The organism is Arthrobacter sp. 35/47, from assembly GCF_000520475.1.
GTDB classification, from domain to species: domain Bacteria; phylum Actinomycetota; class Actinomycetes; order Actinomycetales; family Micrococcaceae; genus Arthrobacter_D; species Arthrobacter_D subterraneus.
Genome location: NZ_KI914618.1, coordinates 91,093 through 102,478, shown reverse-complemented (window position 1 = coordinate 102,478; position 11,386 = coordinate 91,093). Strand labels below are relative to the sequence as shown.

Below are 11,386 nucleotides of genomic sequence, written 5' to 3'. Positions count from 1 at the left end.
GTCCCTGACAGCGGACCGGCTCCTGACGTCGCAGCAGCGCCAGCCCATCGGGGGATGGCGGCTGTGGCTGTATAAGGCGACTTTCGGCTACGTGAATCTGGGCGATTCCGACGCCGTGCGGATCCGTCGTGCGCTCGAGCACCGGGTGGGCGTGCGGCTGGGGGAGCGGACCCGCTATGTTCCGGTGCTGTCCCGGAAGGGAGGGGTCGGCAAAACCACAGTGACCACCCTGCTGGGAATGGTGCTGGCGGATATCCGCGAGGACCGGATCATCGCGATGGATGCCAACCCGGACCGGGGAACCCTCTCAGACCGGTCACCGGGCAAGGCCGAATTCACGGCGCGCCAGCTCGTGCAGAACCGGTTCATGGTGGACTCCTTCGCCCAGCTCTCCAGCTACGTCGCCCGCGACGGGTCCCGCCTACATGTGCTTGCGTCGGATACGGACCCCACCATTGCGCAGGCCTTCGACGACGCCGATTACCGCGCCGTCACGGACATCCTCGGCAGGTACTACTCCATCGTCCTCACCGACTCCGGCACCGGAATGGTGCACTCGGTCATGAAGGGCACGCTGGAGAAGGCCGACGCCGTCGTGCTTGTTTCCGGCGGCAGCGTCGACGAGGCGCGCCTCGCCTCGGAGACCCTGTCCTGGCTTGAAGCGCACGGCCGCCACGACCTGGTGGCGAAGGCGATCGTGGTCGTCAACATGTCATCGGGCAACCGCACCGAGGTCAACGTCAACGAGATCGAGGAACACTTCCGGTCCCGGGTGAGCACCGTGGTGCGGATACCCTATGACCGCCACCTCGCCGAGGGATCCCGCGTTGACCTCGCCAAGCTGCAGCCGAAAACCCGGGACGCCGTCGTGGAGCTGGCGGCGCTTGTCGTGGATCAGCTGCACTGATCCGTGGTTCACTACGATCTGGCGATCATCGGCTCAGGCTCCGGCAACACGCTCATCACGCCCGAGTGGGACAACAGGAAGGTCGCCATCATTGAGGGCGGGACGTTCGGCGGAACGTGCCTGAACGTAGGATGCATCCCCACCAAGATGCTCGTATACCCGGCGGAGCTTGCCCGGGCCGCTGACGACGCCGGCCGCCTCGGCGTCGACCTGCAGCACACCGGGACCCGCTGGGCGGACCTGAGGGACCGCATCTTCACCCGCATCGACAGCATCTCGGAAGCGGGACGGGCGTACCGGGCAGATGAACTGCAGCACGTGGACCTGTACGAGGAAGAGGCCCGGTTCACGGCGGACCGCACGCTGGTCACCGCCTCCGGCGCTGTCATCACCGCTGATCAGGTGGTGATTGCCGCTGGCTCCCGTCCCGTGGTGCCGGGTATCCCCGGACTGGACCTGCCGCAGGTGCACACGTCGGACACCGTGATGAGGCTGGACGAACAACCGCGACGCATGCTGATCATCGGCGGCGGATACATCGCGGCCGAGTTTGCGCACGTCTTCTCCGCCCTCGGCACCGACGTCACTCTCGCGGTCCGGTCCGGGCAGCTGCTGCGCTCACTTGACCACACGATGTCTGAACGCTTCACGGAGCGCGCGCAATCGCAATGGACGGTGCTGACGGGCCGTCAGGTGACCCGGGTGGACAGCAACGCGGACGGGTCGGTCACAGCCACGGTGGTGGCGACGGACGGCGGGGAATCGAAAGTCGGAGCCGACGTCGTGCTCGTCGCTACCGGAAGGACACCGAACAGCGACCGGGTGGGTGCGCTGGAAGCCGGTTTCGATCTGACGACCGACGGCAGGATCGCAGTCGATGCGTTCCAGCGCGTCACCAGGAAGGGTGAACCCGTCCCCGGTCTCTGGGCGCTCGGCGATATCTCGAGCCCCTTCCAGCTCAAGCACGTCGCCAATCATGAAGCCAGAGTGGTTTCACACAACCTGCTGCACCCGGATGCCCTGCACGCCAGCGACCATCGCTACGTACCCGCCGCCGTGTTCACCAGACCCCAGATAGCGACGGTGGGGCTCACTGAGGAACAGGCCCTGGAACGGGCGGAAAAGACCGGCTCGCGTGTTGCGGTGGCGGTCCAGCAGTACGGGTCAACGGCGTACGGCTGGGCCATGGAGGACACCACGGGAATCGTGAAGATCCTCGCCGAAGAAGACACCGGAACCATCCTCGGCGCGCACATCATGGGACACGAAGCCTCAAACCTCATCCAGCCCCTCATCCAGGCGATGCACTTTGGCCTTGACGCCTTCACCATGGCCCGCGGACAGTACTGGATTCATCCGGCACTGGCCGAGGTGGTGGAGAACGCCCTGCTTTCGCTGCGGGCGCCCTCCACCTGACCCGTCAGGCGGGTTGCGGGCGCGGGTGTGAGTAGATCTCCTCGACCACCGCTGAGTAGTCCTTGAGGACCTGCGCGCGCTTGATCTTCATGGACGGCGTGAGGTGGCCGCTGGCCTCGGTGAAGTCCTGCTCAACGATGCGGAACACCTTGATGGCTTCAGCCTGGGACACCGACTCATTGGCGGAATCGATCAGCGCCTGGATTTCCGCCTGGACCGCGGAATGCCGTGCTGCCTCAGCCATGGTGGTTTCAGCGGGGAGGTTATGCCGCTCAAGCCAGCCGGGCAGCGCCTCCTCGTCCAGGGTGATCAACGCGGAGATGTACGGTCGCTGGTCGCCGACCACAACGCACTGCGAGACCAGGGCATTGGCCCTGATCATGTCCTCCAGCTGCGCCGGGATGACGTTCTTCCCGCCGGCGGTCACAATGATTTCCTTCTTGCGCCCGGTGATGCTGAGGAAACCGTCCTCGTCGAGCTGGCCGATGTCGCCGGTGTGGAACCAGCCGTTCGTGAAGGCTTCCTCCGTGAGGTCGGGGCGCTTGAAGTAGCCCTTCAGCACGCAGACTCCCTTGGCGAGAATCTCGCCGTCGTCTGCGATCCTGACCGCATTGCCGGGAAGCGGAGCGCCCACCGTACCGATTTTGATCTTCTGCGGCGTGTTGACCGAGATGGGTGCGGTGGTCTCGGTCAACCCGTAGCCTTCGAGCACCATGAGGCCGATGCCGTGGAAGAAGTGGCCGAGACGGTCGCCGAGCGGGGCACCGCCGGAGACGGCATGCTGTACCCGGCCACCCATCGCGGTGCGGATCTTGCCGTACAGCAGCTTGTCGAAGATGGCGTGCTTGACCTTGAGGCCGAGGGGCACTTTACCTGCCTGGTCAGCCTTCGACCAGGCGATCGCCGTATCGGCTCCGGCGTGGAAGATCTTGCCCTTGCCGGCGTCTTCAGCCTTGAGCATCGAGTTGTTGTAGACCTTCTCGAAGACGCGGGGGACGGCCAGAATGAAGGTCGGCTTGTAGCTCTGCAGATCCGGCAGCAGGTTCTTCACATCCGGGGTATGCGCAACGGTGGCGCCGGCGGCGACGCACAGTACCGAGATGAAGCGGGCAAAGACGTGGGCGAGCGGCAGGAACATGATGGTCTGCGCACCCTCGTGGGCAACTTCCGGCAGCGACGCGGCAGCGTTCTCCGACAGTTCAACGAAGTTGCCGTGCGTGAGCTCGCACCCCTTCGGCTTTCCGGTGGTGCCCGAGGTGTAGATGATGGTCGCAACATCATCCAGGCCTGCGATCAGGCGGCGTTCCTCGAGTGCCGCGTCATCAATGCCGGTGCCGGCTGCCCGCAGTGTGTCCAGCCCATCACCGTCGAACTGCCATACGTCGCGGAACGCATTCAGGTTCTCGGAGGCCACAGCCTGGCGCACCACGTTTTCGTGTCGGCCGGATTCAACGAAGGCAGCGACCGCCCCGGAATCCCCAAGAATCCAGGCGACCTGAGATGGGGAGGAGGTTTCATATACAGGGACGGAGACGGCGCCCGCAAACCAGACGGCGAAATCCACGAGCGCCCATTCATACCGGGTGCGCGCCATGATCGCCACGCGATCACCCGCGCCCACCCCCGATGCCATGAGACCTTTGGCGATCCGGCGAACATCCGCAAGGAAATCAGTTGCGCGGATATCGGACCATTGCCCGGAGGCATCTTTGGTGGCAAACAGGGCAGGATTGCTGGCCTTCTCGGCCTGCTTGACCACCAGGTGGGTGGTGTTGCTGTCCCGGGGGACCTGCACCTTGGCCGGAACGCTGAATTCGCGCACGGGAATCTCCTTTGATCTTTGTCACATCCTGTGAGACGTCTTTAGCCTATAGGTTTTCCCGGACGTTCTTACCGTCCAGTAATGTACGAATCAGTAACGGTGAATCCGTTACAGTCAGCGCGGCACAGCTCCAGAACGACGGCGGGAGGCCGGCACCCATGCATCCGGAACCGCAAGAGGGCGCCACAGGGGGTGGACGGCTCCGCGGTGGGAACCGGCGGCTGGGGATGCCGCAGGCACCGTACCCTCGCCCTGCACCGAGGCCCCTGCGCTCCCGGGGCCTCGCAATCGGCATCGACATCGGCGGCACCAAAGTGGCTGCCGGCGTCGTGGATCCCTATGGCACCATCGTCGCGTCCGCGCGGAGGGAAACGCCCGGGCAGGACGCGCGCGCGGTGGAAGCAGTGATCGTGGACCTGGTGGGCGAGCTCGGGCGCGGCCGGCGTATCCGGTCGGTCGGAATCGGGGCGGCCGGGTGGATGGACCTGGACAACGGGACCGTGCTTTTCAGCCCCCACCTCGCCTGGCGCAATGAACCGCTGCGGGCCAATCTCGAGAAGGCCCTCCGACGGCGGGTGACTGTCCTCAATGACGCTGATGCTGCTGCGTGGGCGGAATGGCGGTTCGGTGCCGGCCGCGGAGAGCCGCGGCTTGTGCTCATCACGCTGGGCACGGGGATCGGCGGGGCGATGATCATGGACGGCGTTCTCGAACGCGGCCGCCACGGCGTCGCGGGGGAGTTCGGCCACCAGATCATCGTGCCCAACGGGCACCGCTGCGAGTGCGGCAACCGCGGCTGCTGGGAGCAGTACGCCTCGGGCAACGCGCTCGGCCGGGAGGCCCGGGAACTAGCCACCGCCAACTCGCCGGTCGCGCAGACCCTGCTCCAGGAGGTGGGCGGCGATGTCGAGGCCATCACCGGTGCGGTGGTCACCCGGTTGGCGCTGCGGGGCGATCCCGTGTGCCGGGAACTGATTGACGACGTCGGACAGTGGCTTGGCCTCGGCCTGGCCAACCTCGGCGCGGCGCTGGACCCCGGGACCTTCGTGATCGGCGGGGGACTGGGAGCGGCCGGCACGCTGCTGATCGATCCCGCTCGGCGCGCCTTCGAACGCAACCTGACAGGGCGGGGGTTCCGGCCCGCGGCGACCATCACCGCCGCCGCGCTGGGACCGGATGCCGGGCTGGTCGGTGCTGCGGACCTCTCCCGGATCAGGTACCGGCCGCTGCTGGGCAGGGCCTACGGCACCATGCCGTCGGGCCGCTTCAGCGACCGACGCTGACGCGCCGGCAAGGGATTAGACCGCAGCGCCGTCGTCGTCGTAATCGCGGGTCTTGGGGAGGCGGAAAATCAGGAAGGTCACGCTCGCCAGGAAGATCGCGACGATACCCAACATCACCGTTGTCGAGGCCGCGCGCCAGAACATGGCAATCAGCACCAGCGCTACAGGACCGCCTACCGCGCCCAGCCAGGCGAGGACCACCAGCGGATCCCCGACGCCCAGGGCAGGGGGCTCAGGCGGCTGGAAGGATCCGTCTTCCTCGTCTACAGGCGCCGTGTAGTCCCGGGGGCCGGCGGGGGCCTGGACGGGCTGGCCTTCGAAGATCGCCCGCACACGCTCCTCGGCGGAGGGCGCCGGGTCGGAAGCCGGACGCTCGGGCAGCTCACTGCTGGGCGTTTCTTCCAGGCGGGCGACGAGGTCCTGCCAGACCGCGTCGTCGGTGGACTCGTTCGGATCCTGGGCTCGGGGACTCATGCGGTGGTACCTGCCGTCACGTGCTCGATGAATGCTGCGGAGCGCTCGAAGATGAGCTCCTGGTCGTGGTCCATGGTGGCCACGTGGTAACTGTTCTCCAACCGTATTATCTCCAAGTCTGCACTCCCGATGCGCCGCTGTAGAACTTCGAGGCTGCTTTCGGGAACAACCCGGTCAGTGTTGGAGCGGAATACCAGGATAGGAGCGGTCACCTGGGGGAGGCGGTCGGTGGTGTCACGGAAGAGCTGCGCGAGCTGGTGCACAGCCGAGACGGGCGTACGGGCATACGCGCGCTCGTCCACGCCCTCCTTCCGGATGTCATTGCCGATCGACGGGACGGTTCTGAGCAGGTACTTCAGCACGCCCACATAGCGTGCGCGCGGATCGGCGATGGTGAGCCCTGGATTGACGACGACGACGCCAGCCACCGGTTCCAGCGCGGCGAGCCGCAGGGCGAGGGCACCGCCCATCGACAGCCCTGCCACCACCACGGCGTCGGTTTCCCGCGCAAGTTCCCGGTAGGAGGTTTCGACTCCCTCATACCAGCGCTCCCATGGTGTCCTCGCGAGCTCCTGCCACGTGGTGCCGTGCCCGGCCAGCACGGGAAGCCGTACGGCGAATCCCCGGTCCGCGAGGTAGCGCGCCCATTCGATCATGCTCGCCGGCGAACCTGTGAAGCCGTGGCTGAGGATCACCCCGGTGCGCGCGCGGCTCCCGGAACCGCTGGAGGAGAACGCTGCCAGAGCGGGATCGACGGTCATGGTTCCAATGGTGTCACCGTGTCCGGCGCACTGCCAGTGACGCACGCGCACACACCGCCGCCCGTAGAGTAGTGTTCCAAGAACCCCACTCAGGAAGGCTGGCAGAGTGTTCTACTGGATCATGAAGCGGATCTTTATCGGTCCACTTGTGAATCTCCTCTTCAGGCCCTGGGTCAAGGGCCTGGACAACATTCCGGCAACCGGTGCGGCTGTAATTGTCAGCAACCATCTGTCGTTCTCGGATTCGATCTTCCTGCCCCTTGCGGTGCCGCGGCCGGTGATCTTCCTCGCCAAATCCGAGTACTTCACCGGAAAGGGACTGAAGGGAAAGCTGACCGCCACCTTCTTCCGGCTGACCAACCAGCTGCCGATGGACCGTTCCGGCGGCGCGGCGTCGGCAACCTCGCTCTCGGCGGGCGAGGAAATCCTGAAGTCGGGCGGAATCCTGGGCATCTATCCCGAGGGAACCCGCAGCCCCGACGGCAGGCTCTACCGGGGAAAGACCGGCGTCGCAAAGTTGATCCTCGCAACGGGAGTGCCCGTCATCCCCGTAGCCATGATCGGAACGGACAAGGTCCAGCCGATCGGCCGGCGGATCCCGAACATCCGTCGCGTCGGCATCATTGTCGGAGAACCGATGGACTTCCGGCGCTATGCCGGCATGGGCGACGACCGCTTCATCCAACGCTCTGTCACCGATGAGATCATGTACGCCCTGATGAGGCTGTCCGGCCAGGAGTATGTGGACGTCTACGCGAGCAGCGTGAAGGAACGGCTCGCAAGTGCCAAAACGGCAGGCAAGAAAGCCGGAAAGAAGCCGGAACGCGCCGCAGACCCTCTCCGGCAGGCAGCCGTCCGGCTGGAAGGCTCCACGCCGGCGAATCCCGTTCCGCCGTCGTCGGACACTTCGCTGCCGCCGAGCGTCGAGGGCCCGTTGCCCGGTGAAGTGCGGATCATCGGGCGGGAAACCGGTGGGGGCGCCCGCGGCGGCCAGGAGCCGGCCTCTGCCTCCGGACAAAGCCGGAAGAAGCACGACGACGGACCCAGCAGCCGGGCTATGTGACCAACCCGCGCCGCTGGATGACCGGGGGAGTCCGCCGTCGTCAGCTGTTGCCATTAGGCTTAACGGGTGACCGAATCAACCGTGACCTCCGCACCCTCAGCAGCCGCACCCAACCACGGGCTGGACAACTGGCGGGAGCTTGCCATCTCCCAGCAGCCCAGCTGGCAGGATGCCGCGGTGCACCGGTCCTCCCTCCAGGAGCTGTCCACGCTGCCGCCGCTGGTGTTCGCCGGCGAGGTCGATGTGCTTCGCGAGAGGCTCGCCTCAGCTGCCCAGGGGAAAGCGTTCCTCCTCCAGGGAGGCGACTGCGCTGAGACCTTCGACGGCGCCACCGCCGACAAGATCAGCGCCCGCGTAAAGACAATCCTGCAGATGGCCGTAGTGCTCACCTACGGGGCCTCGCTGCCCGTCATCAAGATGGGCCGCATGGCCGGGCAGTTCGCCAAGCCGCGCTCATCGAATGACGAGACCCGTGAAGGCGTGACACTGCCCGCCTACCGCGGCGACATGGTGAACGGATATGAATTCACTCCGGAGAGCCGCGGTCATGACGCCTCCCGGATGGTCCGGGCCTACCACACGTCGGCCTCCACGCTTAACCTTATCCGGGCGTTCACGCAGGGCGGTTTCGCGGACCTGCGCCTGGTGCATCACTGGAACAAGGGTTTTACGGCCAACCCGGCGCACTCCCGTTATGAATCACTGGCACGGGAGATCGACCGCGCCGTCCGGTTCATGGAGGCCTGCGGCGCTGACTTCGACGCGCTGACGCGGGTCGAGTTCTTTGCCAGCCATGAGGCACTGCTGCTCGAGTACGAGCGGGCCCTGACCCGGACCGACTCGCGCACCGGGCTGCCCTACGACACATCCGCACATTTCCTCTGGATCGGTGAGCGCACCCGCGACATTGACGGCGCGCACATCGATTTCCTGTCCCGTGTCCGTAACCCGATCGGCGTCAAGCTCGGTCCGGGCACCTCACCGGATGACGCCCTGGCACTGATCGACAAGCTGGATCCCAACCGCGAACCCGGCCGCCTCACGTTCATCACCCGGATGGGCGCCAAGAACATCCGCGAGAAGCTGCCGAACCTTGTCTCCCGGGTGACTGACTCAGGTGCGCAGGTCCTGTGGGTCACCGATCCGATGCACGGCAATACCGTCACCTCCCCGAACGGCTACAAGACCCGCAACTTCGACGACGTCATGGATGAAGTACGCGGTTTCTTCGAGGTTCACAATGAACTGGGGACGTTCCCGGGCGGCCTGCACGTGGAAATGACCGGCGACGACGTCGCGGAATGCCTCGGCGGGGCCGACCCCATTGACCAGGAAGCGTTCCTGGACCGCTATGAGTCGGTCTGCGATCCGAGGCTGAACCACATGCAGTCCCTGGAGATGGCCTTCCTCGTGGCCGGGGCGCTTTCCCGGCGCTGATTCCGGCGATCCCGGCGCGCGGGCTCACTCCCGCCCCCGGTGCGCAGGCGCTCGTTCTCAGGTCACCGTGATGGTGACCGTCGACCCTTCGGGGTGTTCGCCCGTGAGATCCTGACCGGCCACAAGTCCCAGCACCGGCCTGCCGAACGCGTACTCAACCTCGACGGTGAACCCGGCCTCTTCCAGCGCCGCGACTGCGTCCGCCTCGGAATCGGAGAACACGTCCGGCACGGGGAGGATGCGGGGCCCGGCGGAGATGCTCAGTGTGACCGATTCACCCGGGCGCAGCTGGCCACCGGCGGGGCTTTGGGTCAGCACTGATCCTGCAGGCACGGTGATGTCGTTCACCGGCTCGGGCGAGACGGCTGCAGTAAGGCCGGCGCTTTCGAGCGCGCTGACAGCCTCCTCTTCAGGCAGCCCGACGACGGAGGGCACGTCGACCGGCTCGGGGCCCTGGGAAACCACCAGGCCAACCGGGGTGCCGGCCGGAATCGCTTCACCGACGGCCGGATTGGTCGCGATGACCTCGCCGTCCGGAACGGTGCCGCTGAACTGGCGCGACACCTCTCCGACGTCGAAGCCCGCTGCCACCAGGGTGGCAGCCGCCGTTGCTTCGGCGAGGCCGGCGACCTCGGGCACATCAAAGAGCTCGGGTCCCAGCGACACGAGCAGCTGGATTTCTTCCCACGGACGGACGGACGCCGATCCCCGCGGCTCGCTGGCAATGACAAGGCCCTCGGCAACCGAATCGGAGTGAACCTGCTCGGCGGTGGACGACAGGCCAGCCTGCGTGAGCATCGCCTGCGCAGCACTGACCGGGCGGCTGGAGACATCCGGGACCGCGACCAGGGCTCCGGGGCCGACACCGAAGAACCACCCTGCTGCTGCAGCCAGCAGGGCAAGCATCGTCAGCAGGAGAACAAGGAGGATGTTGCGGCGTCGTGCATTGCCCGACCGCAACGACTTTTCCGGACGCTGCGCAGCCTTCGCCTGCTCCTTCCGGTGGGCCTTGAACTCCCGCGCTGCGAGCTTCTCGCGCGCAGCCGCGTCCAGTTGCCGCTCCGGCATCGATCCAGCGACCGGCGTGGAACCCAGTACGGTTGTGGGGTTGGAACCTCCGAGCACGGTGGTCGGGGAGCCTTGCGCGCCGAGAATCTCCGTTGGGTAGGAGGGTGGCCGCCCCACCACTTCGGTGGAACCTGCCGTTCCCAGCACCTCTGAGGCATGGTGGCTGTGCCCATCGCCGGAAGAATCGGCTGCGGTCCCGGGGCGGGCGGCGGGCGGGCGTTGCCGGTCCCGGCCAAAATCGAGTTCGGCGTCGCTCAGGGTGGTGCGGATGTGCCGCAGCTCCCCAAGCAGGGCGTTCCCGTCGATGGGACGTTCCTCCGGATCCACGGCCGTGCACCAGAGCACCAGCTCGTCAAGATCCTGGGCCAGTCCCGGAACAGCGGTCGAGGGAGCGGGCACCCGGGAATTCACGTGCTGAAACGCAATCTGGATCGGCGCCTCACCCTGGTAGGGCTGGGCGCCGGTGAGAAGCTCGAAGAGCATGATGCCCGCTGAGTAGATGTCGCTGCGGGCATCAGCGGCGCCCCCAGTGACCAGCTCAGGCGGCAGATAGGCGGCCGTACCCACCAGCGTGCCCGTGTTGGTGCCGGCAGAGACTGCACGCGCCAGCCCGAAGTCGGCGATCTTGATGCCGCCGGACTCGGCAAGCAGCACATTCTCGGGCTTCACGTCGCGGTGGATGAGCCCGGCCTCATGTGCCGCACCCAGACCCTCGATCACGGGGTCAAGCATTGCGAGGGCCTGCCGGGGAGTGAGGCGGCCCCGCTCCCGGAGCAGGTCCCGGAGGGTCTTGCCCGGCACGTACTCCATGACCAGGTAGGCCACGCCGTGTTCCGGCCCATCCTCCACGCCCTGGTCCAGCACACCCACTACATGCGGGTGGGAGAGCCGGGCAGCGGACTTCGCCTCGCGCTCAAACCGTTCAAGGAAGTGCCGGTCCTCGGCCAGGTGCGGATACAGCACCTTCAGGGCCACATCCCGTTCAAGGCGCTGGTCGGTGGCCAGATAGACGGTGGACATGCCGCCGCGGGCAAGCCGTGAACGGACGTGGTACCGACCGTCCACAACGGTGTCCACCAGTGAGTCATTCCGCCGCTCGCGCACTCTTCGATACTAAGTGAAACGGCGGCCGACGCCCGGACCAACACAGGTCAG

General features: G+C 66.4%; 9 protein-coding genes. 5 read left to right on the top strand and 4 right to left on the bottom strand.

Features of this window, described 5'->3' with window-relative positions; translation table 11 throughout:
* Together X803_RS20490 and X803_RS0115280 are read left to right on the top strand one after the other, a co-directional pair.
* Positions 1 to 907: MinD/ParA family ATP-binding protein (locus tag X803_RS20490; protein WP_162149239.1), on the top strand; the 907-nt coding region annotated here is incomplete at its 5' end.
* Positions 908 to 910: 3 nt separating this feature from the next.
* The gene (locus X803_RS0115280) at positions 911 to 2,323 is read left to right on the top strand and encodes a mycothione reductase (RefSeq protein ID WP_026545811.1); all 1,413 of its coding nucleotides are present in this window, start codon (positions 911 to 913) and stop codon (positions 2,321 to 2,323) included.
* A 4-nt stretch (positions 2,324 to 2,327) separates the two neighbouring features.
* Here the strand turns inward: X803_RS0115280 and X803_RS0115275 are convergent, their stop codons facing one another.
* Positions 2,328 to 4,145 (bottom strand): AMP-dependent synthetase/ligase, encoded by a 1,818-nt coding sequence (locus tag X803_RS0115275; protein ID WP_026545810.1) that lies wholly within the window; start codon positions 4,143 to 4,145, stop codon positions 2,328 to 2,330.
* A gap of 227 nt (positions 4,146 to 4,372) precedes the next feature.
* Between X803_RS0115275 and X803_RS20485 the strand changes: the two genes are divergently transcribed.
* Positions 4,373 to 5,428, top strand: coding sequence for an ROK family glucokinase (locus tag X803_RS20485; protein WP_084033842.1), 1,056 nt, complete (start codon positions 4,373 to 4,375; stop codon positions 5,426 to 5,428).
* Between the two features lie 15 nt (positions 5,429 to 5,443).
* Here X803_RS20485 and X803_RS0115265 read toward each other — a convergent pair whose 3' ends face one another.
* Together X803_RS0115265 and X803_RS0115260 are read right to left on the bottom strand one after the other, a co-directional pair.
* Positions 5,444 to 5,902, bottom strand: coding sequence for a hypothetical protein (locus X803_RS0115265; RefSeq protein WP_026545809.1), 459 nt, complete (start codon positions 5,900 to 5,902; stop codon positions 5,444 to 5,446).
* Positions 5,899 to 6,663: an alpha/beta hydrolase gene (locus X803_RS0115260; RefSeq protein ID WP_026545808.1), complete on the bottom strand. Its 765-nt coding sequence runs from the start codon at positions 6,661 to 6,663 to the stop codon at positions 5,899 to 5,901. Before X803_RS0115260 ends, X803_RS0115265 begins: the two co-directional genes overlap by 4 nt.
* 106 nt (positions 6,664 to 6,769) lie before the next feature.
* Here X803_RS0115260 and X803_RS0115255 point away from each other — a divergent pair, with 106 nt between their 5' ends.
* Both X803_RS0115255 and X803_RS0115250 read left to right on the top strand, forming a co-directional pair.
* Positions 6,770 to 7,726 (top strand): lysophospholipid acyltransferase family protein, encoded by a 957-nt coding sequence (locus X803_RS0115255; RefSeq protein WP_026545807.1) that lies wholly within the window; start codon positions 6,770 to 6,772, stop codon positions 7,724 to 7,726.
* 66 nt (positions 7,727 to 7,792) lie between these two features.
* On the top strand, positions 7,793 to 9,163 hold the full coding sequence (locus X803_RS0115250) for a class II 3-deoxy-7-phosphoheptulonate synthase (RefSeq protein ID WP_026545806.1): 1,371 nt from the start codon (positions 7,793 to 7,795) through the stop codon (positions 9,161 to 9,163).
* A 57-nt stretch (positions 9,164 to 9,220) separates the two neighbouring features.
* Here the strand turns inward: X803_RS0115250 and X803_RS0115245 are convergent, their stop codons facing one another.
* Positions 9,221 to 11,335: a Stk1 family PASTA domain-containing Ser/Thr kinase gene (locus X803_RS0115245; RefSeq protein ID WP_026545805.1), complete on the bottom strand. Its 2,115-nt coding sequence runs from the start codon at positions 11,333 to 11,335 to the stop codon at positions 9,221 to 9,223.
* Positions 11,336 to 11,386 lie beyond the last annotated feature (51 nt).

Bases quoted from the DNA above. Each gene is read 5' to 3' on its own strand.
- X803_RS20485 (WP_084033842.1), top strand. From the start codon at position 4,373: ATGCCGCAGGCACCGTACCCTCGCCCTGCACCGAGGCCCCTGCGCTCC.
- X803_RS0115260 (WP_026545808.1), bottom strand. From the start codon at position 6,663: ATGACCGTCGATCCCGCTCTGGCAGCGTTCTCCTCCAGCGGTTCCGGG.
- X803_RS0115265 (WP_026545809.1), bottom strand. From the start codon at position 5,902: ATGAGTCCCCGAGCCCAGGATCCGAACGAGTCCACCGACGACGCGGTC.